The organism is Micromonospora sp. CNZ297, assembly GCF_007827625.1.
In genome coordinates this window covers 252,061-277,441 of the sequence record NZ_VISU01000001.1, presented here as the reverse complement: position 1 = coordinate 277,441, position 25,381 = coordinate 252,061, and the positions used below count along the sequence as shown (strand labels likewise).

The 25,381-nt window shown below is 73.9% G+C and carries 24 protein-coding genes; all 24 read left to right on the top strand.

Going from position 1 to position 25,381, the window contains the following annotated elements; translation table 11 throughout:
• Positions 1-21 precede the first annotated feature (21 nt).
• The 24 genes from FB454_RS01290 (at position 22) to FB454_RS01175 (ending at position 25,376) form a co-directional block, all read left to right on the top strand.
• Positions 22-2,301, top strand: a complete 2,280-nt coding sequence (locus tag FB454_RS01290; RefSeq protein ID WP_145822326.1) for an FAD-dependent oxidoreductase — start codon at positions 22-24, stop codon at positions 2,299-2,301.
• A gap of 23 nt (positions 2,302-2,324) precedes the next feature.
• The gene (locus FB454_RS01285; RefSeq protein ID WP_145753556.1) at positions 2,325-2,618 is read left to right on the top strand and encodes a putative quinol monooxygenase; all 294 of its coding nucleotides are present in this window, start codon (positions 2,325-2,327) and stop codon (positions 2,616-2,618) included.
• On the top strand, positions 2,615-3,841 hold the full coding sequence (locus FB454_RS01280; RefSeq protein WP_145822325.1) for a cytochrome P450: 1,227 nt from the start codon (positions 2,615-2,617) through the stop codon (positions 3,839-3,841). The genes FB454_RS01285 and FB454_RS01280 overlap by 4 nt, the downstream gene beginning before the upstream one ends.
• A 38-nt stretch (positions 3,842-3,879) precedes the next feature.
• Positions 3,880-4,545 carry a TcmI family type II polyketide cyclase gene (locus tag FB454_RS01275; protein WP_013286776.1) on the top strand — a complete coding sequence of 222 codons (666 nt, stop codon included), beginning with the start codon at positions 3,880-3,882 and terminating at the stop codon, positions 4,543-4,545.
• Between the two features lie 84 nt (positions 4,546-4,629).
• Entirely contained in the window at positions 4,630-6,816 is a 2,187-nt protein-coding gene (locus tag FB454_RS01270) for a sigma-70 family RNA polymerase sigma factor (protein ID WP_486485385.1), read from the top strand.
• 186 nt (positions 6,817-7,002) lie between these two features.
• Positions 7,003-8,361 carry a pectinesterase family protein gene (locus tag FB454_RS01265; RefSeq protein WP_145822324.1) on the top strand — a complete coding sequence of 453 codons (1,359 nt, stop codon included), beginning with the start codon at positions 7,003-7,005 and terminating at the stop codon, positions 8,359-8,361.
• 20 nt (positions 8,362-8,381) lie between these two features.
• Positions 8,382-9,752 (top strand): cellulose binding domain-containing protein, encoded by a 1,371-nt coding sequence (locus FB454_RS01260; RefSeq protein ID WP_013286773.1) that lies wholly within the window; start codon positions 8,382-8,384, stop codon positions 9,750-9,752.
• Positions 9,753-9,878: 126 nt separating this feature from the next.
• On the top strand, positions 9,879-10,262 hold the full coding sequence (locus tag FB454_RS01255) for a DUF1622 domain-containing protein (protein ID WP_013286772.1): 384 nt from the start codon (positions 9,879-9,881) through the stop codon (positions 10,260-10,262).
• Positions 10,263-10,329: 67 nt separating this feature from the next.
• Positions 10,330-12,411 (top strand): heavy metal translocating P-type ATPase, encoded by a 2,082-nt coding sequence (locus FB454_RS01250; protein WP_145822323.1) that lies wholly within the window; start codon positions 10,330-10,332, stop codon positions 12,409-12,411.
• Positions 12,412-12,505: 94 nt separating this feature from the next.
• Positions 12,506-12,913: a TOBE domain-containing protein gene (locus FB454_RS01245; protein WP_013286770.1), complete on the top strand. Its 408-nt coding sequence runs from the start codon at positions 12,506-12,508 to the stop codon at positions 12,911-12,913.
• Positions 12,910-13,692 (top strand): molybdate ABC transporter substrate-binding protein, encoded by a 783-nt coding sequence (gene modA / locus FB454_RS01240; RefSeq protein ID WP_145822322.1) that lies wholly within the window; start codon positions 12,910-12,912, stop codon positions 13,690-13,692. The genes FB454_RS01245 and modA overlap by 4 nt, the downstream gene beginning before the upstream one ends.
• Positions 13,689-14,486, top strand: a complete 798-nt coding sequence (locus FB454_RS01235; protein WP_013476478.1) for an ABC transporter permease — start codon at positions 13,689-13,691, stop codon at positions 14,484-14,486. Before modA ends, FB454_RS01235 begins: the two co-directional genes overlap by 4 nt.
• Positions 14,483-15,535 carry an ABC transporter ATP-binding protein gene (locus tag FB454_RS01230; RefSeq protein WP_013476479.1) on the top strand — a complete coding sequence of 351 codons (1,053 nt, stop codon included), beginning with the start codon at positions 14,483-14,485 and terminating at the stop codon, positions 15,533-15,535. Before FB454_RS01235 ends, FB454_RS01230 begins: the two co-directional genes overlap by 4 nt.
• Before the next feature lie 95 nt (positions 15,536-15,630).
• Positions 15,631-15,903, top strand: a complete 273-nt coding sequence (locus FB454_RS01225; protein ID WP_013286766.1) for a hypothetical protein — start codon at positions 15,631-15,633, stop codon at positions 15,901-15,903.
• Positions 15,904-15,952: 49 nt separating this feature from the next.
• The gene (locus tag FB454_RS01220; protein ID WP_377625499.1) at positions 15,953-16,972 is read left to right on the top strand and encodes a zinc-dependent alcohol dehydrogenase; all 1,020 of its coding nucleotides are present in this window, start codon (positions 15,953-15,955) and stop codon (positions 16,970-16,972) included.
• A gap of 2 nt (positions 16,973-16,974) precedes the next feature.
• Entirely contained in the window at positions 16,975-17,373 is a 399-nt protein-coding gene (locus FB454_RS01215) for a 6-pyruvoyl trahydropterin synthase family protein (RefSeq protein ID WP_013286764.1), read from the top strand.
• Positions 17,374-17,377: 4 nt separating this feature from the next.
• Positions 17,378-18,415, top strand: coding sequence for a glycosyltransferase family 4 protein (locus FB454_RS01210; protein WP_013286763.1), 1,038 nt, complete (start codon positions 17,378-17,380; stop codon positions 18,413-18,415).
• Positions 18,412-19,221: a small ribosomal subunit Rsm22 family protein gene (locus FB454_RS01205; protein ID WP_013286762.1), complete on the top strand. Its 810-nt coding sequence runs from the start codon at positions 18,412-18,414 to the stop codon at positions 19,219-19,221. The genes FB454_RS01210 and FB454_RS01205 overlap by 4 nt, the downstream gene beginning before the upstream one ends.
• Positions 19,222-19,323: 102 nt before the next feature.
• Entirely contained in the window at positions 19,324-20,265 is a 942-nt protein-coding gene (locus tag FB454_RS01200; protein ID WP_174361799.1) for a lysylphosphatidylglycerol synthase transmembrane domain-containing protein, read from the top strand.
• A gap of 69 nt (positions 20,266-20,334) precedes the next feature.
• On the top strand, positions 20,335-20,964 hold the full coding sequence (locus FB454_RS01195) for a GTP cyclohydrolase II (RefSeq protein WP_013286760.1): 630 nt from the start codon (positions 20,335-20,337) through the stop codon (positions 20,962-20,964).
• Positions 20,961-21,650 (top strand): RibD family protein, encoded by a 690-nt coding sequence (locus tag FB454_RS01190; protein WP_013286759.1) that lies wholly within the window; start codon positions 20,961-20,963, stop codon positions 21,648-21,650. Before FB454_RS01195 ends, FB454_RS01190 begins: the two co-directional genes overlap by 4 nt.
• A gap of 107 nt (positions 21,651-21,757) precedes the next feature.
• Entirely contained in the window at positions 21,758-23,437 is a 1,680-nt protein-coding gene (locus tag FB454_RS01185) for an extracellular solute-binding protein (protein WP_145822321.1), read from the top strand.
• Positions 23,434-24,459, top strand: a complete 1,026-nt coding sequence (locus tag FB454_RS01180) for an ABC transporter permease (protein WP_030268547.1) — start codon at positions 23,434-23,436, stop codon at positions 24,457-24,459. Before FB454_RS01185 ends, FB454_RS01180 begins: the two co-directional genes overlap by 4 nt.
• Entirely contained in the window at positions 24,456-25,376 is a 921-nt protein-coding gene (locus FB454_RS01175; RefSeq protein ID WP_013286756.1) for a carbohydrate ABC transporter permease, read from the top strand. Before FB454_RS01180 ends, FB454_RS01175 begins: the two co-directional genes overlap by 4 nt.
• Positions 25,377-25,381 lie beyond the last annotated feature (5 nt).

Genomic DNA, 25,381 nt, shown 5'->3' with positions numbered 1-25,381 from the left:
GGCACCGTTCGAGGGGGCTGCATGATCAGGACGATGCTCCGGCTGCGCGCGCGCACCGGCTGCGAGCCCGCGGTCGGGCCGGCCTTCGAGACGGTCGCCGGGCAGCTCGGCGCGCTGGCCGGCAACCTGCGGCACGAGCTGCTGCGCGACGCCCTCGACCCGCGCGGCTTCGTCGTCGTCACCGAGTGGGCCGACGAGGCGGCGCTGCGCGCGTACCGGCGGGGGCCGGTGGCGGCCCGCCTGGCCGACCTGCTCCGGCCGCTGACCGAGCCGGACGGCGACCCCGGCTACCCGCTGATGCGCGAGACCGGGGACGGGACGGGTCCGGTCTACGTGGACGTCGAACTGACAGTGCCGCTCGACCGGCTCGCCGAGTTCCACAGCGGCTACCCCGAGGTGGTCCGGCGGATGGCGGCGATACCCGGCTACCGCCGCGAACAACTGCTGCGGGAGCCCGGCTCGGACATCCACCACATCTTCGCCGAGTGGGACGGCGCCGCGCCGTTCCTCGCCTGGATCGGCGACCCGGCCCACGCCTCGGCGCAGGCCGGGCCGATCGCGCCGTTCCTTCTCGACATCCGGCGCCGGCTGTTCCACGTCGTGCCCGACGCGGACGGCCGCCGACAACCCACCACGGGCTGGGAGGCCGACGTGCACAGGACAACAGACGTACTCGTCGTCGGGGCGGGGCCCACCGGGCTGACCGCCGCCGTCGAACTGGCCCGGCGGGGCATCGACTGCCTGGTGATCGACAAGCAGGCCACCCCGCCCGGCCACGCCGACAAGGCGATCGGTGTGCACTGCCGCACCATGGAGATCTGGGAGGAGCAGGGCGTCGTCCGCGAGGCCATGGACGCCGGCATCTGGCTCACCGGCAACACGGTCTTCGTCAACGGCGAGCAGACCCACCGGATGAGCTGGGAACTGCCCGGCCTGCCGTACGCCCACCTCGGCCTGCCGCAGTACGAGACCGAGCGGATCCTCACCGCCCGGCTGGCCACGCTCGGGGTCCGCCCGCAGCGCGGTGCCGAACTCGTCGACTTCACCCAGGACGCCGACGGCGTGACCGCCACAGTCCGCACCGCCGACGGCGGCACCGAGACGGTACGCGCGGCGTACCTGGTCGGCGCCGACGGCGCGCACAGCCGGGTACGGGAGCGGCTCGGGCTCACCTTCACCGGCGGGCTCGGCCGGTTCCCGCAACTGTTCATGCTGGTGGACGTCGACGTGGACTGGGACATGCCGGACGGGCACCTGCTGCGGTTCCTGCACATGACCGACGGGCAGATGGACGGGATGCTCGTCTGCGTACCGCTGCGCGGCGAGCACCGCTACCGCATCGCCACCCTCGCCCCGCCCCGGTTCTTCGCCCAGACCGGCGGACGGGACGCCCCGCCCGGGTTCAGCGAGGAACTCGACGAACCGACCATCTCCGACGTGCAGGCCGCGCTGGACCGCCTCGCGCCACCGGGCACCCGGGCGAGCAATCTGCGCTGGTCGTCGGTGTTCCGGATCAGCCACGGCATCGTCGACCGCTACCGCGACGGCCGCGTGTTCGTCGCCGGGGACGCCGCCCACCTGCACCCGCCCGCCGGCGGACAGGGCATGAACACCGGCATCCAGGACACCTGGAACCTCGCCTGGAAGCTGGCCCTGGCGGTACGCGGGCTCGCCGCGCCCGGCCTGCTCGACAGCTACGAGACCGAGCGGCGGCCGGAGGGCGAGGAGATCGTCGGCCGGGCGGTACGGATGGCCGGCACCGAGGAGGTGGACCGCGCCGACCTGGAACGGCAGTTCCTCCAGGAGATGTCCATGCTGCTCAGCTACGCCGGCAGCCCGCTGGTCGGGGAGACCGTCGCCGACCCGGCCGCGCTCGGTGACGCGCCCCGCCCCGGCGACATCGCGCCCGACGTCGACGGGCTGCGCCGGCGCGGCGTCGGTTACCCGCTGCGGCTGCGCGACCTGACCCGGGGCACCCGGCACACGCTGCTGCTCTACGCCGACCGCACGGCCGACGCGGGGCAGTTGGCCGCGTTCACCGGCCTGTGCGCCGACGCGCGCCGACTCGCCGGCGGGGAAGTCGAGGCGTACCTGCTGCTCGACCCGGACGCCGACGAACCGCGACTGCTCGACCCGCCCGTGGTGCGCGACGCCGAGCGCCGCTTCCGCGCCGCGTACGGGCTGGACGGCACCGGCCTGTACCTGATCCGCCCGGACGGGCACATCGGGTTCCGGGGCGCGCCGGTCGACCCCGACGCGCTGCGCAAGCACCTGCACCTGGTGTTCGGGAGCGCCCGGTGAGCCGGGTCCGGACCGTGCTGTCGATGCGGACTCGGGAGGGCTGCGAGGAGCGCTTCGAGGCGGAGTGGCTCACCGCCGCCGAACAGATCCGCACCCTGGACGGCTGCCTGCACCAGGACCTGGTCCGCGACGCCGACGACCCGCGCAGCTATCTGATCATCAGCGACTGGGCGGACCGCGAGCGGCTCGACGCGTTCGGGCGCAGCTCGCACCGGGACCGGCTGCTGAGCATCATCCGTGAGCTGCGGGAGTCCGCCGACCGGCACACCTACCAGGTGCTGCACAGCGTGACCGGCGAGCCGGGGGAGGGGCGATGACCGACGACGTGGTGCCGGCGAGCGAGCTCCACACCGACGCGTTCGCGGCCGACCCGTACCCCACCCTGGCCCGGCTGCGCGCCGAGCGGCCGGTCTGCCCGGTCGGCTCGCCGCGCTTCGACTCCTGGCTCATCACCCGCTTCGACGACGCCCGCACCGCGCTGACCGACCCGCGCCTGTCCAAGGACCTGTACGGACCGGAGCAGCACTACCTGAAGATCTTCGGCCCGAACTCCGAGGGTCTGAACCGCAACATGCTCAACTCCGACCCGCCCGAGCACACCCGGCTGCGCCGGGTGGTGTCGCAGGCGTTCGCGCCCCGGCGGATCGAGGCGCTGCGCCCCCGGGTGGCGTCGATCGTCGACCAGCTCATCGACAAGATGGCGCCGCACGGCGAGGCGGACCTGATGCACGACTTCGCCATCCCGCTGCCGATGACGGTCATCTGCGAACTGCTCGGCGTGCCGCCCGCCGACCACGGCCGGGTGCTCGACTGGACCCAGGTCATCCGCACCTCCGGCTCCACCAGCCGGCCCCCCGCCGAGGAGCGGGCGGCGGTGCAGGAGGCCCAGCTCCGGCTGCACCACTACCTGGCCGGGCTGGTCCGCGCCAAACGCGACGACCCGGCCGACGACATCATCGGCGCGCTGATCAAGGCGGTCGACCAGGACGGGACGCTGTCCGAGGCGGAACTGGTCACCACCACGTTCCTGCTGCTGTTCGCCGGGCACCAGACCACCGCCGACTTCCTCGGCAACGCCGTACTGGCCCTGCTGACCCACCCCGAGCAGATGGAACTGCTGCGCGCCACGCCGCGTCTGCTGCCCGCCGCGATCGAGGAGCTGTTGCGCTTCGACGGGCCGCTGCCCGTGGCCAGCCCGCGCATCGCCACCGAGGACGTCGACTACCAGGACGTACGCATCCCGCGCGGCGCGATCGTCGGTGTCGCGATCAACGCGGCCAACCACGACCCGGCGCACTTCGCCGACCCGGACCGGCTGGACCTGCGCCGGGTGCGGGGCCCGCACCTCGGGTTCGGTCACGGCGTCCACTACTGCCTCGGCGTCTCACTGGCCCGGATGGAGGCCGAACTCGCGCTCGGCGCGCTGCTGCGCCGGCTGCCCGGACTGCGTCTCGGCGTGCCGCTGGCCGAGGTGCGCCGGCTCCCCGCCGCCTCGCCGTTCCGCGGCCTGCTGGAACTGCCTGTCACCTTCACCGCGTGACGGCGCCGCCGTCCGAACCCACCCACCAAGGAGCAGTCATGGTCTTCCGCAACGTGATCGTCTGTCACATGGTCCCCGGCAGCGAGCAGATCGTCGGCGGCGTGTTCGGCCACTACGACCAGGCCACCCGGCCGCAGGACCTGGGCGTCATCGGCCGGTACCTGCTGTCGCACCACGACCTCTACATCCACGTGATCGAGCGGGAGCAGGACCCGCGGATCTCCGGGCAGACCCGCGGCCTGCCCGCCTTCCAGAAGATCGCCGAGGAGATCGGCCCGTACGTCACGCCCTACCCGCGCTACTGGAAGAACCCGTCGGACTCGGTGGCGAAGGAGTTCTACCACTGGGCGCCCGAGGGCGAGCCGCCAGCCGACACCACGCTCACCGTGATCGTCGGGCGGATCAAGCCGGGCGCCGAGCCGGACGTGGCACGGGTCTTCGCCGAGTCCGACGCCGGGTCGCTCCCGGCCGACCTCGGGGTCACCGGGCGCTGGCTCTACTCGATCGACGACGTCTACGTGCACCTGCTCGAACAGGAGTCGTCGGCGGCCGAGGCCACCCGGGACCAGCACGGTGACAAGCCCGCGTTCGGCAAGGTGATGCAGGACCTGGGCCCGTACATCGAGCCGTACCGGCCGGACCGGTGGCAGGGCCCGCAGGACTCGGTGGCCACCGTCTTCTACCGCTGGCAGGCCCAGGACTGAGCGCCCCGGACGCGACCACGAGCGGGGTTTACAACCCGGTGACCCTGTGTCAGCCTCGTGGGCGCGCTCCCACGATCGCCGGCGGTGGCACGTCTCCCGGGAGCCGGAGGGCGGTGCGCCGTGGCGGCGGCGGTGGACGTCGAACTGGTGACGGCGGCACGCCAGGGTGACCGGGCCGCGCTCACCGCGCTTCTCGCCGCCCATCTTCCGCTGGTGTACAACGTGGTCGGACGCGCGCTGGCCGGGCACGCCGACGTCGACGACGTGGTGCAGGAGGTCATGCTCCGCGTCGTCGAGCGGCTGCCCACGCTGCGCGAGCCGGACCGGTTCCGCGCCTGGCTGGTCACCATCGCCATCCGCCAGGTCCGCGAGCACGCCCGCCGCCGGGCCGGGGCCCGCCAGGTGCCGCTGGATCCGTACGCGGAGGTGCCGGATCCGGACGCGGACACCGCGGGCGCGGCCCTGTCCGAGGTGGACCGGGACGCCCGGCGACGGGACGTGCTCTCCGCGGTCGCCTGGCTCGACGCCGACGACCGTGAGGTGCTCGCGCTGTGGTGGCGGGAGCTGACCGGGGAGCTGACCCGCGGCGACGTGGGCGAGGCACTCGGGGTCGGCGCCTCCCACGCGGCGGTCCGGATCCAGCGGATGCGCTCCCGGCTCGCGCAGGCGTACACCGTCCTGGCCGCGTGGCGGGCCCGGCCGCGCTGCCCCGGCCTGGCCGTCGCCGCCCGGGCGTGGGACGGCACGCTCGTGCCGCTGTGGCGCAAACGGCTGAGCCGGCATGTCCTGGCCTGCCCGGCCTGCCTCGCCGCGGGCGGACGCCGCGGCACGCCGGAGCAGATCCTGCCCGGCCTGGCCGGGCTGGCGGTGCCGGCCGGCCTGGCCGCCGGACTGCGCGCGGCGCTCGAAGCGCAACCGGCGGTGGTGGCGGTCCCGCCCGTGGCGCCGGCCGCGGTGGGCGGCCTGCGGCGGGCGTTGTCGTCGAAGGCGGCGGTCGCCGCCGGCACGGTCGCGGTCCTGGCCGTCACCGCGCTCACCCTTGCCGTGCGCCACGAGCCGGACGGCCGGGACGGTGTGGTGGCCGCCGCGCCCACGCTCCCGGTCCGGGGCGGGCCGTCGGCCGCCGCAACGCCGTCCGCCGCCCCGTCCGCCGTCCCGTCGCCGCGTCCGTCGCGTGCGCTCACCGGCGTGACCGACGCCGACATCGTCGTCGCCCCGGACGGCAGCGACGACGGCGACGGCAGCCTCCGCCGCCCGTACGCCACGCTGAACCGGGCGGCCGAGGTGGTCCGGCCCGGCCAGACCATCGCCCTGCGCGGTGGCACGTACCGGATGACCGAACCGGTGACCATCGGTACGGACGGCACGGCGGACCGGCGCATCGTGCTCAGCGCATACCGGGGCGAGCGGCCGGTGCTCGACGCCGCCGCGGTGCCCGCGGACGCCTGGGCCGTCACCCAGCGGACCGCCTGGTGGACCGTGCAGGACATCGAGGTACGCGGCTCCCGCAGCCACGCCTGGGTCTGCCGGGCCTGCTCCCACACCGTGTTCCGTCGCCTGTCCGTGCACGACAACGCCCGTTCCGGCCTGACGCTGCGCGACCCGGGCACAGTGGGCAACCAGGTGCTCGACAGCGACTTCTTCCGCAGCTACGACCCGGCGGACCCGGGCGGCGCCGGCGTGGGGCTCGCGGTCAAGTTCGGCGACGGCGCGGGCAACGTGCTGCGCGGCAACCGGACCTTCCACAACGCCGACGACGGCATCGACCTCGGCGGCTTCGCCGACCCGGTCACCGTGGAGCGGAACTGGTCCTACGGCAACGGGCAGAACCGGTGGGGCGTGACCGGCTGGGACAGCAACGGGTACGGCTTCTCGCTCGGCGGCGGGGAACCGGTCCCGGCCGGTCACCGGGTGCGGGACAACGCCGCCTGGGGCAACCGGGGGCACGGATTCGGTGTGGAGGCCAACGCCGGCCGGATCGACCTTACCGGCAACACCGCGTTCCGCAACGGTGGCGCCGGCTTCGACCTGACCGGCGCCGGCGGCACGGCTCGGTGGAACCTGGCCCTGGACAACCGGACGCCGGCCCGGGGCGGTGAGCGCGTCGCCGCCACCGGAAACTCGTGGGACGACGACGGCTGGAGCGCCGCCCGGCTGCGGTCCACCGATCCGCGGACGGCCGAGGGGCCCCGGCGCGCCGACGGGACGTTGCCGTCCACCGGCTACCTGGGCACCGGCACCCGGCTCGGCGCCGACCTGACAGCCCGCTGAGGCGTCCGGCGGAAAACCGGCGCGAGAAAAAGCGTTGTCGCGGCCGGACCGCCCCGTCTGTGTGGTGACGGGTAGCCGGGCAGCATCCGTCACCGGGCACCGGCCGCCGCCGTGAGGGCCGCCGCCAGCGATGGCGGTGACGGCGGAGGCCGACACACCGCACACCCAGGATCCCCGGGGAGAACCGTGAGACAACTCGTCCGACGACGGGCGGCGGCCCTGTTCGCCGTCCTCGTCACCACCACCGCGACCGCCGCCGTCGGCGTCGCCACCGCCGGCCCGTCCCAGGCCGCCGCGGGCTGCCAGGTCGGCTACCGGGTCACCGCGCAGTGGGCCGGCGGCTTCACCGCCGCCGTCACCATCCGGAATCTCGGCGACAGCCTCACCGGCTGGCGTCTCGGCTGGACGTTCCCGGCCGGGCAGTCAGTCACCCAGGCGTGGGGCTTCACCACCAGCTCGACAGGCGCGTCAGTGGTCGCGGCCAACGTCGACTGGAACGCCACCATCGGCACCGGCGCGAGCGTCGAGGCCGGGTTCAACGGCACCTGGAACGGCGTCACGAACCCGAGCCCGGCCACGTTCACGCTCAACGGCGTCACCTGTACCGGCTCGTCCGGCTCGCCCACGCCCACCGCCGCGCCGACGTCACCGCCGCCGACCGGCACGGCGACCGTGGCGGCCGACGGCACCGGCACCTACCGCACCGTGCAGGAGGCCGTCGACGCGGTGCCGGCGAACAACACCACACGGCGGGTCGTCACCATCAAGCCGGGCACCTACCGCCAGGTGGTGCGGGTGCCGTCGAACAAACCCCACATCACCTTCCGGGGACTCGGCACGTCACCGGCGAACACCGTGATCGTCTTCAACAACTCGGCGAACAGCAGCGGCACCTCCGGCAGCGCCAGCATGTTCGTCGACGGGTCCGACTTCGTGGCGGAGAACCTGACCATCGCCAACGACTTCGACGAGGGCTCGGTGACCAGCGGCCAGCAGGCGGTCGCGCTGCACCTCAACGCCGACCGTGCGGTGCTGCGCAACGTACGCCTCCTCGGCGACCAGGACACCTTCCTGGTCAACGACCGCACCCGGGCGTACGTGGTCGACTCCTACGTCGAGGGCACCACCGACTTCATCTTCGGCGGCGGCACGATCGTCTTCCACGCCTGCACCATCCACGAGAAGCGTTCCAGCGGCGGCACCGTCACCGCCGCCAGCACGGACGCCGCCAAGACGTACGGCTTCCTGTTCTACCGGTCGACGATCACCGGCACCGGGAACAACAACACCACCCTCGGCCGGCCGTGGCGCCAGGGCGCGCAGGTGCTCTACCGGGAGTCCACGCTCAGCGGCACGGTCCGCAACGCCCAGCCGTGGACGAACATGGGCGACGCCACCTGGCAGAACGCCCGCTTCTCCGAATACCGCAACACCGGCCCCGGCGCGACGGTCAACGGCAACCGGCCGCAGCTCAGCGACGCCCAGGCCGCCACCTACACACCGCAGAGATACCTCGCCGGCACCGACGGGTGGAACCCGTTGTGATCACGATGTTGGAGAACGGCATGACTGTCACGAAGAAGGGCCGGCCCTGGCGTACCGCGCTGGTGCTCGGCACGACCGCGGCGCTGGCAGCGCTCGGCGCGGTCACCGCGGTCACCGCCCAGGCGGCGGCCGGCTGCCGGGTCGACTACCGGGTCAGCAGCGAGTGGAGCGGCGGCTTCAACGCCGACGTGACGATCACGAACCTGGGCGACGCGGTGAACGGCTGGCGGCTGGCCTGGACGTTCCCGGCCGGCCAGCAGGTCACCCAGTCGTGGAACGCCACCGTTACGGCCGGGACGTCGAGCGTCACCGCGACGAACGTCGACTGGAACGCCGCCCTGCCGGCCGGGGGGAGCGTCTCGTTCGGCTTCACCGGCTCGCGCGGCGCCACGAACCCGGCGCCCACGGTGTTCACGCTCAACGGCACCGCCTGCACCGGCGGGGTCACCCCGACGACCGGCGCGCCGTCCCCGACGCCGACCACGCCGCCGGCCGGTGTGCCGTACTCGAACGCGCCGGACGGGTTCGCCGGCGCGGCCGGCACCACCGGCGGGGCGGCCGGCGCCACGGTCACCGTGACCAGCCAGGCCGACCTGGAGCGGTACGCGGCGTCCAGCACGCCGTACGTCATCCGGGTCGGCGCGGCGATCACGGTCAGCCCGTACGGCCGGGAGATCCCGGTCGGCTCGAACAAGACGATCGTCGGAGTCGGGCGGAACGGGCAGATCGTCAACGGCGGATTCCACCTCGGCGCCGGCACCGCCAACGTCATCATCCGCAACCTGACCATCCGGGACACCCGGGTGGCCTCGGACGACCCGGACGACAAGGACTTCGACTACGACGGCATCCAGATGGACACCGCGAACCGGATCTGGATCGACCACAACACGATCACGCGGATGAACGACGGCCTGATCGACAGCCGGAAGGACACCACGAACCTGACCGTGTCCTGGAACGTCATCGCCGAGGGCAACAAGGCGTTCGGCATCGGCTGGACGGACAACGTCACCGCCCGGATCACCATGCACCACAACTGGATCCACGACACGAACGTGCGCAATCCCAGCACCGACAACGTCCAGTACGCCCACTTCTTCAACAACTACCTGCAGAACATCAGGGGGTACGGCAACTACTCCCGGGGCCGTACCAAGCTGGTGATCGAGAACAGCTACTACGAGAACGTGAAGGACCCCTACTACCGGGACGACACCGCGGAACTACGCCAGAGCGGCAGCGTCTGCGTCGGCTGCACCGGTCAGCGGGAGACCGGCGGCTCGGCATTCACCCCGTCGAGTTTCTACTCCTACCGCCTCGACCCCGCCGCGCAGGTTCCCGCACTGCTGCGCACGTACGCCGGGCCGCAGGCCGCCATCGGGCAGTGACCGGGCCGGCCGGGACGGCGGCGCACCCGCCCCGCCGTCCCGGCCGGACGTCCCCCCACCGGCTGCCCGACCGGCAAACCCGCTCGCGGGCGCGGCGGACGGGTCAGGCTGGTGCGGGGGTGCCGGGTGCCGACGAAGGAGATCGTCCAGCACGTCGGGGCACTGCTCGACCTGGCCGGGGTGCTCGTCATCGCGGTCGGCGTCGCGGTCGCCACGGCGGTGTTCGCGGTGCGCTGCGCCCGGACCCGCCAGGTGGTCGCGCACTACCGGGCGTACCGGCAGGGGGTCGGCCGGGCCATCCTGCTCGGCCTGGAGTTCCTGGTCGGCGGCGACATCATCCGTACGGTGGCGGTGTCGCCCACCTTCACCAGCGTCGGCGTGCTGGCGCTGATCGTGCTGGTCCGCACGTTCCTGAGTTTCTCGCTGGAGGTGGAGCTGGACGGCCGCTGGCCCTGGCAGGGCCGTCCTCCGGCGGACCGGCCGAGCGTCGGCGCCCGCCCCCAGCGCTGACCACCGCGCCGACCGGACGCCGGCGGTTACCCCCAGGGGGTATGGTGGCGGGTGGAGGTGACGCCCGATGGAGCACGGAACCGGCCACCACGGAGGCCACGACACCGGCGGCCACGGCGGCGGTCAGGACGACCACGGCGGCGGGCACGGCGCGCACGCCGGGCACGACCCGGAGCAGTTCCGCCGCCGATTCTGGCTCAGCCTGGCGCTGACGGTACCGATCGTCGCCACCAGCCACATGGTGATGGACTGGTTCGGCTACTCGCTCGAGTTCCCGGGCGTGCGCTGGGTCGGCCCGGTGCTCGGCACTGTGGTGTTCGCGTACGGCGGCTGGCCGTTCCTCACCGGCGGGCTGCGTGAGCTGCGCGAACGTGCCCCGGGCATGATGCTGCTGATCTCGATGGCGATCGTCGTCGCGTACCTCGCCTCGGCCGCCACCAGCCTCGGCCTGTTCGACCTCGACTTCTGGTGGGAGCTGGCCGCGCTGGTCACCATCATGCTGCTCGGGCACTGGCAGGAGATGCGGGCGGTCGGGCAGGCGCGCGGCGCGCTCGGTGCCCTCGCGGCGCTGCTGCCCGACGACGCCGAGCGCCTGGACGACGCCGGGCGGCCGCATCCGGTGCCGGTCGGCGAGCTGCGGGTGGGCGACCTGGTGCTGGTGCGCCCCGGCGGGCGGGTGCCGGCCGACGGCCGGATCGTCGAGGGCGCCGCCGAGCTGGACGAGTCGATGATCACCGGGGAGTCGCGGCCGGTGGCCCGCGCCGCCGGGGACCGGGTGGTCGCCGGCACCGTCGCCACCGACTCCACCCTCCGGGTACGCGTCGAGGCGGTAGGCGCGGACACCGCGCTGGCCGGCATCGGGCGGCTCGTGGCCGAGGCGCAGGCCTCCGGCGGGCGCGCGCAGGTGCTCGCCGACCGGTTCGCCGCGCTGCTGTTCTACCTGGCGGCGTTCGCCGGCCTCGCGACGTTCGCGGTCTGGGCGCTGCTCGGCGACCCCGACCAGGCGGTGGTACGCACCGTGACCGTGCTGGTGATCGCCTGCCCGCACGCGCTCGGCCTGGCCATCCCGCTGGTGGTGGCGCTGTCCACAGCGCTGTCGGCCCGCGCCGGCATCCTGGTCAAGGACCGGCTCGCGCTGGAGCGGATGCGCACCGTCGACACGGTCCTGTTCGACAAGACCGGCACGCTCACCACCGGCCGGCACACGGTGACCGGGGTGGCCACCACCGGCGGGACGGACGAGACGGCCGCCCTGGCGCTGGCCGGTGCGGTGGAGGCCGACAGCGAGCACCCGCTGGCCCGGGCGCTGGTGGCCGCCGCCGACGCCCGCGGCGCCCGTCCCGCCGCGCGCGGCTTCCGGGCACTGACCGGCCGGGGCGTGCGCGCCACTGTGGACGGCGTGGACTGGGCGGTCGGCGGGCCGGCGCTGCTGCGCGAACTCGACGCCGCGGTGCCGGACGACCTGGCCCGGGCCGCGCAGGAGTGGTCGGGCCGGGGCGCCGCGGTGCTGCACCTGGTCCGCCTGCCCGAGGGCGGCCCGCCGGAGGTGACCGCCGCGTTCGGTATGGAGGACCAGGTCCGCCCGGAGGCGCGGGCCGCCGTGGCCGAGCTGCGCGACCTCGGCGTACGCAAGATCGTGATGATCACCGGGGACGCGCGCCCGGTCGCCGAGGCGGTGGCCGCCGACCTCGGGTTCCGGCCCGGCGTCGACGAGGTCTTCGCCGAGGTGCTCCCGGCCGACAAGGACAAGGCGGTGGCCGAGCTGCGCGGCCGGGGACTGACGGTGGCGATGGTCGGCGACGGCGTGAACGACGCACCGGCGCTCGCCCGCGCCGACGTCGGGCTGGCCATCGGCGCGGGCACCGACGTGGCGATCGAGTCCGCCGGGGTGGTGCTCGCCGGCTCCGACCCGCGCGGCGTCGGCGGCGTGATCCGGCTGTCCCGCGCCTCGTACCGGAAGATGCGGCAGAACCTGGCCTGGGCGGCCGGCTACAACGTGGTGGCGATCCCGCTCGCCGCCGGGGTCCTCGCCTGGGCGGGGATCGCGCTCAGTCCGGCGCTGGCTGCGGTGCTGATGTCCGCCTCGACGATCGTGGTGGCGCTCAACGCCCAGCTGCTGCGGCGGGTCCGGATCACCCCGGCCGACTGAACCGCAGTTCCGGTTCCCGCGGCGCATCACGGCTCGCGGATGCGAGCCACCATGCCCCTTCCGGCTTGCACCTGCGGGCCGCTAGGGTGAGCGCGTGACGGTGTTCCGGATCGGCGAGGCAGCCGAACTGCTCGGGGTCAGCGCGGACACGGTCCGCCGCTGGATCGACGCCGGCAAGCTGCCGGCGACCCGCGATGAGCACGGCCACCGGGTGCTCGACGGCGCCGACGTGGCAGCGTTCGTCCGCGCCCCCGGCCACCCCGAGCTGTCCTCGGCCCGCAACCGGCTGCGCGGCATCGTCACCGCCGTCGTCAAGGACACCGTGATGGCCCAGGTGGACATCCAGGCCGGGCCGTTCCGTGTGGTGTCGCTGATGAGCCGCGAGGCCGTGGACGACCTTGACCTCCAGGTCGGCTCCGTCGCCGTCGCGGTGATCAAGTCGACCACCGTCGTGGTCGAGCGCGCCCCCGCCACCACCCCCAGGGGAAGGACGAGCCCGTGACCGTACGGTGGATCCGCGCCGCGCTCGCCGCCGCGCTGGTGGGGGCGCTGGGCCTGACCGCCTGCGGCGGCGCGGACGAACCGGCCGGTCCCGACGGTGCCGGCCCGGTGACCGTGTTCGCCGCCGCCTCGCTCACCGAGTCGTTCACCACGCTCGGCAAGGAGTACGAGGCCGCCCACCCGGGCAGCAGCGTCACGTTCAACTTCGGCGGCAGCTCGGGCCTCGCCACCCAGATCACCCAGGGCGCACCCGCCGACGTGTTCGCGGCCGCCTCCCCGGCCACCATGAAGACGGTCACCGACGCCGGTGACGCCGACGGCGAACCTGCTGTGCTGGTCCGCAATCAGCTCGTCGTCGCCGTACCCCGTGGTAACCCGGCCCGGGTCGGCGGCCTGGCCGACCTCGCCCGCCCCGGCGTCAAGGTGGCGCTCTGCGCCGAGCAGGTGCCCTGCGGCGCCGCCGCGCGTACCGCCCTGGACGCCGCGGGCATGCGGCTCACCCCCGCCACGCTCGAACAGGACGTCAAGGGCGCGCTGGCCAAGCTGCGTCTCGGCGAGGTCGACGCGGCACTGGTCTACCGCACCGACGTCCGCGCCGCACCCGGGCTCGACGCGGTCGAGTTCCCCGAGTCGGCGCGCGCGGTGAACGACTACCCGATCGTGGTGCTGCGCGCCGCCGGGAACCCGGCCGGCGCCCGCGCCTTCGTCGACTTCGTCCGCTCCGACGCCGGGATCGCCGTGCTCACCGCCGCCGGGTTCCAGGCGCCGCCCGGCGCATGAGCCGCACCGTACGCCGGCAGCGGGTGCCGATCGCCCTGCTCGTGCCCGCCGGGCTGGGACTGACCTTCCTCGTCCTGCCGCTCGCCGGCCTGCTGCTCCGGACGCCCTGGACCACGCTGCCCCAGCGGCTGGCCGAGCCGGGTGTGCTCACCGCGCTGCGGCTGTCGCTGGAGACCGCCACCGTCGCCACGCTGCTCTGCGTGGCGCTCGGCGTACCCCTGGCCTGGCTCTTGGCGCGGGTGGAGTTCCCCGGCCGGCGGCTGGTCCGGGCGCTGGTCACGGTGCCGCTGGTGCTGCCGCCGGTGGTCGGCGGCGTGGCGCTGCTGCTGGTCTTCGGCCGGCGCGGGCTGGTCGGGTCGTGGCTCGACGAGACGTTCGGGGTGACGCTGCCGTTCACCACCGCCGGGGTGGTGCTGGCCGAGGCGTTCGTGGCCATGCCGTTCCTGGTCATCGCCGTCGAGGGGGCGCTTCGCGGCGCCGACCCCCGGTACGAGGAGGCCGCCGCCACGCTCGGCGCCGGACGGTTCACCACCTTCACCCGGGTCACGCTGCCGCTCGTCGCCCCGGGCGTGGCGGCCGGGGCGGTGCTGTGCTGGGCTCGCGCGCTCGGTGAGTTCGGGGCCACCATCACGTTCGCCGGCAACTATCCCGGTCGCACCCAGACCATGCCGCTGGCGGTCTACCTGGCGCTGGAGACCGACCTGCAGGCCGCGATCGTGCTGAGCCTGATCCTGCTCACCGTCTCCGTGGTCATCCTCGCCGCCCTGCGCGACAAATGGGTCGGTACGACATGAGTGTGCTGGACGCGCATCTGGTCGCCGAGCGGGACGGGTTCACCCTCGACGTGCGGCTGCGCATCGCCGCCGGTGAGGTGGTGGCGCTGCTCGGCCCCAACGGCGCCGGCAAGACCACAGCGCTGCGGGTGCTCGCCGGGCTGCACCCCCTCACCGCCGGTCACCTCACGCTCGGCGGCGCCGACCTGGACCGGCCGGACCGCCGGGTGTGGACGCCGCCGGAGCGCCGGCCGGTGGGCGTGGTGTTCCAGGACTACCTGCTGTTCCCGCACCTCAGCGCGCTGGACAACGTGGCGTTCGGGCCGCGCCGCCGGGGCGCGGACAAGCGCGCCGCCCGCACCCGGGCCCAGGAGTGGCTGGACCGGGTCGGCCTCGGCGACCAGGCCCGGCGCCGGCCCCGGCAGCTCTCCGGCGGGCAGGCGCAGCGGGTCGCGCTGGCCCGCGCGCTCGCCGTCGACCCGGCGCTGCTGCTGCTCGACGAGCCGCTCGCCGCGCTCGACGCCCGGACCCGGCTGGACACCCGCGCCGAACTCCAGCGCCACCTCGGCGCGCACCCCGGCGCGACGCTGCTCGTCACCCACGACCCCCTCGACGCCCTGGTGCTCGCCGACCGACTGGTCATCGTGGAACACGGCCGGGTGGTGCAGGAGGGCGACGCCGCAACCGTCACGGCCCGGCCGCGCACCGACTACGTGGCCCGGCTGGTCGGCCTCAACCTGCACCGCGGCCGCGCCGACGGACACACCGTGACCGTCGGTGAGCTGACGCTCACCACCGCCGACACCGTCCACGGTGAGGCGTTCGTCGCGTACCCGCCGGCCGCCGTCGCGCTGCACCCGTCCCGGCCGGAGGGCAGCCCGCGCAACGTGTGGGCCGCCACCGTCACAGGCGTCCAACGCCACGGCGACAACCTGCGCGTGCAGCTGGCCGGGCCGGTCGAGGTCGCCGCCGACGTCACGCCCGCCGCCGCGGCCCATCTCGGACTGATCCCCGGCCGCGCGGTCTGGGCGGCGGTCAAGGCAGCCGAGACGCGCGCCTATCCGGCGTGACAAATACCGCTGGTCGCGACGTGTCCGCAGGTGAGAGGTTTGATCTGCGCTCAACCGGTCACTGGGACGGTAGCGACGACGCAAAGGGGGACACGGTGCCCGACACGATCCGCAACAGGTCCAGTCTGGACGCCGACCTGCCACGGGGAGTCACCGACCCGTTGCTCTGGCGGGCCGCGTACGACGTTGCAGTCGCCCACCGGCCCGACGAGGCCGGCCGGTGCGAGAGCCTGCTGTGTGACGGTCAGGTGGCGCCGTGTGACGCGCTGACCGCTGCCCACCGGGCAATGGAACTGGCCGGGGACCGCCACGCCGACCGGGCCGATCCGGAGACCTGGCGTACGGAGCAGCGCCGGCGCGCCGCCTGAGCATCGGGTCGCGGGCGGTTCGAACCGCGGACGCCCCGCTTCCGTGTTTATGATCGACAACTCGGTCGGAATGCGGGGAAGAGGAGAGTTCGTGACGGTCGACGCCCACGCGTTCTGGCTCCGCGCCCCCGGCGAGGGCGAGATCCGGCCGGTCCGGCTCGCCGCCCCCGGCCCCGGCGAGGTGCTGGTCCGGACCCGCTTCTCCGGCGTCAGCCGCGGCACCGAGACGCTGGTGTTCACCGGCCGCGTCCCGGCCGACCAGCACGACGCCATGCGCGCGCCGTTCCAGGAGGGCGACTTCCCGGCCCCGGTCAAGTACGGCTACCTCAGCGTCGGCACCGTCGAGGCGGGCGACGAGCGGCTGCTCGGCCGTACCGTCTTCTGCCTCTACCCGCACCAGAGCGCGTACGTGGTCCCGGCCGACGCCGTGACCGTCGTGCCGGACGGCGTACCGGCCGAGCGCGCGGTGCTGGCCGGCACCGTGGAGACCGCTGTGAACGCGCTCTGGGACGCCGCTCCGCTGGTCGGCGACCGGGTCACCGTGATCGGCGGCGGGATGGTCGGCTGCGCGGTGACCGCGCTGCTGGCCCGCTTCCCCGGCGTACGCGTCGAACTCGTCGACGCCGATCCGGCCCGCGCCAGGGTGGCCGCCGCGCTCGGCGCCGGCTTCGCCACGCCCGCCGACGCCACCGGCGAGCGCGACCTGGTGGTGCACGCCAGCGCCACCGCCGACGGGCTGCAACGCGGCCTGGAGCTGCTGCGCCCCGAGGGCACGGTGCTGGAGCTGAGCTGGTACGGCGACCGGCCGGTCACGCTGGCGCTGGGCGGCGCGTTCCACTCCCGACGGCTGGGCATCCGCAGCAGCCAGGTCGGCACCGTGTCGCCCCGGCGGGCCGACCGCAGCTACGCCGACCGGCTCGCGCTCGCCCTCGACCTGCTGGCCGACCCGGCGTTCGACGCGCTGCTCACCGGCCGGTCCCGCTTCGACGACCTGCCCGACGTGCTGGACCGGCTCGCCTCGGGCGAGCTGCCGGCGCTGTGTCATCTCATCACCTACGGCGAGGAGTGATCGTGTTCAGCGTGACCGTCCGGGACCACATGATGGTCGCCCACAGCTTCCGCGGCGAGGTCTTCGGCCCGGCGCAGCGGCTGCACGGGGCGACGTTCGTCGTCGACGCCACGTTCCGCCGCGCCGAGCTGGACGACGACGGGATCGTGGTCGACATCGGGCTGGCCACCGAGCAGCTCAAGGCCGTGCTCGCCGAGCTGAACTACCGCAACCTCGACGACGAGCCCGCCTTCGCCGGGGTGAACACCACCACCGAGGTGCTCGCGCGGACGATCGCCGACCGGCTCGCCGACGCCGTGCACGCCGGCCGGCTGGGGGAGGGCGCGCGGGGGCTCGCCGGGATCACCGTCACCCTGCACGAGTCGCACATCGCGTGGGCGAGCTACGAGCGGTCGCTCTGACCGGATGACAGCCGTCCACGTGGTGCTGCCGGGCGACATCGACGACCCGGCGGACCCCAGCGGCGGCAACGCCTACGACCGGCACGCCTGCCGGGGCCTGGCCGCGCGCGGGTGGACGGTACGCGAACACCAGGTTCCCGGCGGCTGGCCACACCCGGGGCCACGGGAACGCGCCGACCTGGCCGGACTGCTCGGCGGGCTGCCCGACGGCGTCCCGGTGCTGCTCGACGGCCTGGTGGCCTCGACCGTGCCGGACGTGCTCGCCCCGCACGCCGCGCGGCTGCGCCTGGTGATCCTGGTGCACCTGCCGATCGAGGGCGAGACGGAGGCACGGTCGCTGGCGGCGGCCACCGCAGTGGTCGCCACCAGCGCGTGGACCCGCGACCGGCTGCTCGACCGCTACCGGCTGCGCCCCGAACGGGTGACCGTCGCGCCACCCGGCGTCGACCCGGCGCCCGTCGCCGACGGCACGCCCGGCGGGGGACGGCTGCTCTGCGTCGCGGCGGTCACCCCGGTGAAGGGCCACGACGTGCTCGCCGCCGCGCTCACCGAGATGGCCGACCTGGACTGGACCTGCGACTGGGTGGGTCCGACGGACCGGGACCGCGCGTTCGCCGACCGGCTGCGCGGACGGCTCACCGCTACCGGTCTCGCCGGCCGGGTCCGGCTCACCGGTCCGCGCACCGGACCCGACCTGGCCGCCACGTACGCGGCAGCCGATCTGCTGGTTCAGCCCTCCCGGCGGGAGACGTACGGGATGGTGGTCACCGAGGCGCTGGCCCGGGGCGTACCGGTGCTGGCGAGCGACACCGGCGGCCTGCCGGACACGCTCGGACACGCCCCCGGCGGCGAGCGACCCGGCCTGCTGGTGCCGCCGGGTGACCCGGGCGCGACCGCCGCGGCGCTGCGCCGCTGGCTCACCGACCCGGGCCTGCGGGACCGGCTGCGCCGCGCCGCCCGGCAGCGGCGGCACACCCTCACCGGCTGGCCGGTCACCGTGGACCGGCTGGCGACGGCACTCAAGGAGGCGACCGCGGCATGACCACCTCACTCCCGCCCGGCTTCGCGGACTGGCTACGACTGCGCGAGCCCGCCGACGCGGCGGCCCGCAGCGCCGAGCTGGCCGACGCGGTCCGCGACCGGCTGCCCGCCGGCCGGCCGATCGTCGTGCACGACCTGGGCAGCGGCACCGGCTCGATGGCCCGCTGGCTCGCGCCCCGGCTGCCCGGCCCGCAGCGCTGGGTGCTGCACGAACGCGACGCGGACCTGCTGGCGCTGGCCCGGGCCGGACGGCTCACCGCCGCCGACGGCACCGAGGTCTCGGTGACCACGCGTGGCTCCGACGTCACCCGGCTGACCGCCGCCGACCTGGCCGACGCCCACCTGATCACCGCGTCCGCGCTGCTGGACATGCTCACCGCCGAGGAGGTCGAGCGGATGGCGGCGGCCTGCGCCGGCCACCCGACGCTGTTCGCGCTCACCGTGACCGGACGGGCCGAGTTCACCCCGCCGGACCCGCTGGACGGCGAGCTGACCGCCGCGTTCAACGCCCACCAGCGTCGTACCGTCGACGGCCGGGTCCTGCTCGGGCCGGACGCCGTGGACGTCACGGTGGCCGCGTTCCGCCGTCACGGCGTCGAGACGCTCGTGCGGCCGACCCCGTGGCGGCTCGGCCCGGAGCAGGCGGAACTGGCCGCGGAGTGGCTCACCGGCTGGGTCGACGCGGCGGTCGAGGAACGACCGCATCTGTCCGGGCCCGCCGCGACGTATCAGAAGTGGCGGCTCACCGAGGCCGCCGCCGGCCGGCTCGAGGTGGTGCTGCACCACGCCGACCTGCTCGCCGGCTGAACCGTACCGGCTGCTGGCACGTGACAACCGGTGGGAACAAGGGAGGACCGTTTGTCACACGTCGCCGTCGCCGGACCCGTACCGGCCGTCGCATCCGTACCGATCCGGCCACGCCGGGCCCGGCTGAACGGAGCCTGGGTACGCCCGCTGCTCGGGCTGGCGGTGCTCGCCGCGCTCGTCGCCTCGGTGGGCACCGGCCCGTTCCTGGCCGGGCTGCGGCTGATCGACGCGCCGGCGCTGGCCGCCGCGCTCGGCATCGGCGTGATCACCACCGTCTGCTGCGCCTGGCGCTGGTCGCTGGTAGCCGGTGGGCTGGGCGTACGGCTGCCGATGCGCGCCGCGGTGGCGCACTGCTACCGGGCGGTCTTCCTCAACTCCACGCTCCCCGGCGGCGTGCTCGGCGACGTGCACCGGGCGGTACGGCACGGCCGCGACGCCGGGGACGTGGCCCGCGGCGTCCGGGCGGTGGTGTGGGAGCGCACCGCCGGGCAGGTGGTGCAGGTGGTCATCGCGGTGGCGCTGCTCGCCGCGTTCCCGTCGCCGGTGCGCCGGTACCTGCCGGCCCTCGCGGCCGTGCTCGCCGTGGTCGCGCTGGCGCTGGTGCTCGCCGCCCGCGCGGTGCCCCGCTCCGGGGCGTCCCGGCTCGCCCGGGCCGCCCGGACGGCTGTCGCCGACGTCCGCTCCGGGGTGCTCGGCCGCCGGACCTGGGCCGGCGTGGTGGTCGCCTCGACCGTGGTGTTCGCCGGTCACCTGGCCACGTTCGTGGTGGCGGCCCGCACGGCCGGCGCGGAGGCACCGCTGTCGCACCTGCTGCCGCTGACGCTGCTCGCCCTGCTGGCCATGGCGGTGCCGTTGAACGTCGGTGGTTTCGGGCCGCGCGAGGGAGTGGCCGCGTGGGCGTTCGCCTCGGCCGGGCTGACCGCCGCGCAGGGTGTGGCGACGGGCACGGTGTACGGCGCGCTGGTCCTCGTGGCCAGCCTTCCCGGCGCCGCGGTGCTGCTGGCACGGCGGATGCCTCGGCGCGAGCCCGGCAACTGTCGGTGATCCCGCCTACGGTGGGGGAGCGAGGTGTGCGTCGCCGGGTCCGCCCGGCGACCGGAGGACAGGAGAACCATGGACGAAACGCTGCCCACCGCGACGGTCCGGACCCGCGTGACGGTTCCGCTCCGGTTCCCCGACGGCTACGTGACCACGGCCCGCGTGCACACCTTCCACGGTCTCGTCGACGGCCGCGAGCACCTGGCGTTCGGGCTCGGTGAGCACGCCGAAGCCGACCCGCCGCTGGTCCGCCCGCACAGCGAGTGCCTCACCGGGGACGTGTTCGGCAGCCAGCGCTGCGACTGCGGCCCGCAGTTGCGCGAGGCGGTCGAGCGGATCGCCGAGGCCGGTGGCTACCTGCTCTACCTGCGGCAGGAGGGGCGCGGCATCGGCCTGTACGCCAAGCTCGACGCGTACGCCCTCCAGGACGGCGGCCTCGACACGTACGAGGCGAACCTGGCGCTCGGGCGCGGTGCGGACGAGCGCGACTACACGGTGGCCGCGCAGATGCTCGCCGCGCTGGGCGTGGACCGGGTGGCCCTGCTCAGCAACAACCCGGACAAGGCGGCGCAGCTCGAACGGCTGGGCGTGACGGTGGCCGACCGGGTGTCCACCGGTGTGCACCTGTCACCGGCGAACGCGGGCTATCTGGCGGCCAAGGTGACCCGCGCCGACCATGCCCTCGACCTGCCGTTCGTGCCGTGACGACCCGCCCGTACGTGCTGCTCAGCTGCGCGATGTCGATCGACGGCTACATCGACGACGCGACGACCGAGCGGCTGCTGCTGTCGAACGACGACGACCTGGACCGGGTCGACGCGACCCGGGCCGGGTGCGACGCGATCATGGTGGGCGCGGCCACCGTCCGCCGCGACGACCCTCGCCTGCTGGTGCGCAGCGAGCGCCGGCGCGCCGAGCGGGTGGCGCGCGGGTTGCCGCCGTCGCCGGTGAAGGTGACTGTCACCGGCAGCGGCGACCTCGATCCGCAGGCCCGGTTCTTCACCGCCGGTGACGGGCTCAAGCTGGTGTACTGCCCGAGCGGCGTGGTGGACAAGGCCCGCGAGCAGGTGGGCGCGGTGTCCACGGTGGTGGACGCCGGTGATCCGGCCACTCCGGAGGCGGTGGTGGCCGACCTGGCCGGGCGCGGGGTGGCGCGCCTGATGGTGGAGGGCGGCGGCTCGGTGCACCGCCAGTTCCTGACCGCCGGCCTGGCCGACGAGTTGCACCTGGTCGTGGCGCCGTTCTTCGTGGGGGACGGGCGCGCGCCGCGCTTCGTCGGGGACGGCCACTTCCCGTGGCACCCGGGGCGCCGCGCGCGCGTGGTCGAGGTGCGCCAGATCGGCGATGTGGTCCTCACCCGCTACGCGTTGTCCGACCGCTGCCCGGCCTGACCGCCGTGTCGATCCGGTCCGCCCTTGTGCAAGCTCATCGACGTGATTAGTTTGTTGACCATCCATACGAACTAATCCACTGCGCTTCCCTTCCCGAAGGGGGACCGATGACCGCGCACCACCCCGACCCGGGCTCCTCCCGCCGCCGCTTCCTCGGCCTGGTCGGCCTCGGCGTGGCCGCCACCGCCACCGGCCCGCTGCTCGCCGGCTGCTCGGAGAAGCCGGCCGGCTCCGGCACCGCCCAGGACCTCGACGCCGTCTCCGGCCTGCTGCCCACCCGCAAGGACCTGCCCGGCGCCGTCAAGCCCGACATCGTGGGCACCCGTCCGGTGCCCGACGGCTACACCCGCTATCCGGCGAACCTCGTCGACGCCATCACCGACAAGCCCGGCACCAGCGGCAAGCAGGTCACCGCGATGACCCCCGCCTGGGGGCCGGCGCCGCCCGGAGTCGCGCAGAGCGCCTACCTCCAGGCCGTGAACGCCGAGCTGGGCGTGCCCGTCAACTTCACCATCCAGGACGGCGCCACGTACGCCGACAAGCTCAACGCGATGCTCGGCGCGCGGGACGTACCGGACCTGCTGTGCGTGCCGGGGTGGGAGGTGGAGAAGATCCCGCGCTTCGCCGAGGCGATCAAGGTGCTCTTCGAGGACCTGACCGACCACCTCAAGGGCGACGCCGCCGGCGCGTACCCGATGCTGGCGAGCTTCCCCACCGGGGCCTGGCGGCGCGCGGTCTGGAACGAGCGGATCATGTCCGTGCCGAACCCCACGGACGGGCCGTTCCCCTGGGCGCTGTTCACCCGCAAGGACCTGCTCGACGCGCGCGGCCTGGCCGTGCCGGCGAACCTCGACGACCTGCTCGCCGTGGCCAAGCAGGTCACCGACCCGGCGCGCAAGGTGTGGGCGTTCAACGACGTCTTCGCCATGATCCAGATGTTCCACGAGGTGCCGGGCCACAAGGGCGGGTGGCGGGTCAAGCCTGACGGCACCCCCGAGTTCAAGTACGAGACCCCGGAGTTCCGCCGCGCACTGGAGGTCATGGCCAAGATCTACGCGGACGGCCTGGTCCACCCGGACATCGTGGCCAGCAAGGGCGCGGACGCCAAGCAGCTGTTCGCCAAGAACGGCGCGATCGTGTTCCACCAGGACGGCGTCGGATTCTGGCAGGGCGCCCAGGCCGAGCACCAGAAGACCAACCCCAGGCTGAACATCCAGCCGGTGCCGATCTTCTCCGCCACCGGCGGTGACCCGCTGGTCTGGGGCGACGACGAGCCGATCTCCTACACCTTCGTCAAGAAGGGCCTCGGCAAGGACCGGGTCCAGGAACTGCTGCGGATCATCAACTGGTGCTCTGCGCCGCTGGGCAGCCAGGAGGCCCAGCTACGGGACTTCGGCGTGGCGGGCAAACACCACACCCCGTCGCCGAACGGTCCCGTCAAGACCGACCTGGCGTTCAAGGAGATCGCCAACCAGTACTTCTTCATCAGCGGCCGCAACCCCACCATCGGGCCGTTCCCGGACACCCCGCGCTTCGTGCCGGACGTGCTCGCGTACTCCAACGAGATGGTCAAGCACATGGAGCCCAACCCCTGGGCCGGGGTGAAGCTGGAGATGCCCGCGGCCTACAAGGCCAACCAGGTGCCCACCGAGGACAAGTTCACCGACGTGCTGCGCGGCCGCCGCCCGCTGAGCGACGTGGACGCCATCGTCGCGGAGTGGAAGGCGAACGGCGGCGAGGAGGCCCGCAAACTGCTCGCCGACTCGCTGCCCAAGGAGGGCCGGTGAACGAGCCGGCCGTCCTGGCCGGGCCCGAACGGGCCCGGCCGGACGCGCCGGCCCCACCGGGCCGTCCGCCCCGCCGTCGCCCGTCCCGCCGCCGGGTGCCGCTGCGCACCCGGCTGCGCCGGGACTGGCAACTGCTCGCCATGGTGGTGCCCGGCTTCCTCGTGCTGCTGATCTTCAGTTACCTGCCGATCGCCGGCAACGTGATCGCGTTCCAGGACTACAACCCCTACCTGGGCGACAACCCGTGGCAGGCGTTCCTGCACAGCGACTGGATCGGCTTCGGGCAGTTCCAGCTGCTGTTCGACGACCCGGCGTTCTGGGACGCGTTCCGCAACACGCTGGCGATCACCGCGTTCCAGCTCGTCTTCTTCTTCCCGCTGCCGATCCTGCTGGCCATCGCGCTGCACAACCTGATGTCCAGCCGGCTGCGCGGCCTGATCCAGACGATCGTCTACCTGCCGCACTTCTTCAGCTGGGTGCTGGTGGTGACGTTCTTCGTCGCGATGCTCGGCGGTGCCGGGCTGCTCGCCCAGAGCATGCGCGAGGCCGGGCTGCAACCGTGGAACGTGATGACCAACCCGGACACGTTCATCGTCCTGGTCACCGTCGAGGCGGTGTGGAAGGACGTCGGCTGGGGCACCATCGTCTTCCTCGCCGCGCTGTCCACCATCGACCAGAATCTCTACGAGGCCGCCGCCGCGGACGGCGCCGGCCGGTGGCGGCGGCTGTGGCACATCACGCTGCCCGGCCTGCGCCCGGTGATCGTGCTGCTGCTCATCCTGCGCCTGGGCGACGCGCTCTCGGTCGGCTTCGAGCAGTTCCTGCTGCAACGCGACGCCGTCGGCCGGCAGGCCGCCGAGGTGCTCGACACCTTCGTCTACCACTTCTCCATCGCCACCGGGAACTACGGCTACGGTGCGGCGGCCGGACTGTTCAAGGCTGTCATCGGGCTGGTGCTGATCCTGGCCGCGAACCGCGTGGCGCACATGCTCGGCGAACGAGGGATCTACTCGAAGTCATGACCACGCTCATCCGCCGGGCGTCCGGCACCCGATCCCGCCGGCCGGTGTGGCAGGAACCGCCCACCCCGGTCGGCCAGGGGCTCAAGGCCGTCGCGCTCACACTGCTGGTGGCGGGCGTGCTGTTCCCGCTCTGGGTGATCCTGGTGACCAGCCTCTCCTCCCGGGAGACCATCGCGCGGGCCGGCGGCCTGGTGGTCGTGCCCCGGGGGATCGACACGTCCGCGTACGAGACGATCTTCGCCGGTGGCGCGGTCACCCGGGCGCTGTGGATCAGCACGCTCGTCACCGTGATCGGCACCGCCATCGCGCTGACGGTCACCGTGCTCGCCGCGTACGGGCTGTCCCGGCCGGGCTCGCTGGGCCACCGCTGGCTGCTGGCGTACTTCCTGATCCCGTTCCTGGTCTATCCGCCGCTGGTGCCGCGCTACCTGGTGGTCACCGGGCTGGGGCTGAAGGACACCATCTGGGCGCTGGTCCTGCCGCCGGCGATCAGCGTGTTCAACCTGGTCGTGGTGCGCGGGTTCTTCCAGGGCATCCCGTCGGAGCTGCTGGACAGCGCCCGCATCGACGGCGCGAGCGACTTCCGTACGCTCGCGCGCATCGTGCTGCCGCTGTCCCGTGCGGTGATCGCCGTGGTCGGCCTGTTCTACGCGGTCAGCTACTGGAACGTCTGGTTCGACGCGCTGCTGTTCATCGACCGCAACGACATGTACCCGATCCAGCGGGTGCTCCAGAGCTACCTGCTGGCCGGGCAGGCCCCGCACACCTCCGGCGCGAGCAGCGGGGTGACCATGCCGCCGACCGAGGCGATCAAGATGGCGGTGGTGGTGCTGACGGTCGCCCCGATCGTCGCTGTCTACCCGTTCATCCAGCGGCACTTCGTCAAGGGCGTGCTGATCGGCGCGGTGAAGGGCTGAGGCCG

What these genes read in the sequence shown, in the direction of transcription:
- FB454_RS01205 (WP_013286762.1), top strand. Translation starts at nt 18,412, where the DNA reads ATGACCACCTCACTCCCGCCCGGCTTCGCGGACTGGCTACGACTGCGC.
- FB454_RS01275 (WP_013286776.1), top strand. Translation starts at nt 3,880, where the DNA reads ATGGTCTTCCGCAACGTGATCGTCTGTCACATGGTCCCCGGCAGCGAG.
- FB454_RS01230 (WP_013476479.1), top strand. Translation starts at nt 14,483, where the DNA reads ATGAGTGTGCTGGACGCGCATCTGGTCGCCGAGCGGGACGGGTTCACC.
- FB454_RS01250 (WP_145822323.1), top strand. Translation starts at nt 10,330, where the DNA reads ATGGAGCACGGAACCGGCCACCACGGAGGCCACGACACCGGCGGCCAC.
- FB454_RS01195 (WP_013286760.1), top strand. Translation starts at nt 20,335, where the DNA reads ATGGACGAAACGCTGCCCACCGCGACGGTCCGGACCCGCGTGACGGTT.
- FB454_RS01175 (WP_013286756.1), top strand. Translation starts at nt 24,456, where the DNA reads ATGACCACGCTCATCCGCCGGGCGTCCGGCACCCGATCCCGCCGGCCG.
- FB454_RS01235 (WP_013476478.1), top strand. Translation starts at nt 13,689, where the DNA reads ATGAGCCGCACCGTACGCCGGCAGCGGGTGCCGATCGCCCTGCTCGTG.
- FB454_RS01290 (WP_145822326.1), top strand. Translation starts at nt 22, where the DNA reads ATGATCAGGACGATGCTCCGGCTGCGCGCGCGCACCGGCTGCGAGCCC.
- FB454_RS01260 (WP_013286773.1), top strand. Translation starts at nt 8,382, where the DNA reads ATGACTGTCACGAAGAAGGGCCGGCCCTGGCGTACCGCGCTGGTGCTC.
- FB454_RS01285 (WP_145753556.1), top strand. Translation starts at nt 2,325, where the DNA reads ATGCGGACTCGGGAGGGCTGCGAGGAGCGCTTCGAGGCGGAGTGGCTC.
- FB454_RS01220 (WP_377625499.1), top strand. Translation starts at nt 15,953, where the DNA reads ATGATCGACAACTCGGTCGGAATGCGGGGAAGAGGAGAGTTCGTGACG.
- FB454_RS01185 (WP_145822321.1), top strand. Translation starts at nt 21,758, where the DNA reads ATGACCGCGCACCACCCCGACCCGGGCTCCTCCCGCCGCCGCTTCCTC.
- FB454_RS01280 (WP_145822325.1), top strand. Translation starts at nt 2,615, where the DNA reads ATGACCGACGACGTGGTGCCGGCGAGCGAGCTCCACACCGACGCGTTC.
- FB454_RS01210 (WP_013286763.1), top strand. Translation starts at nt 17,378, where the DNA reads ATGACAGCCGTCCACGTGGTGCTGCCGGGCGACATCGACGACCCGGCG.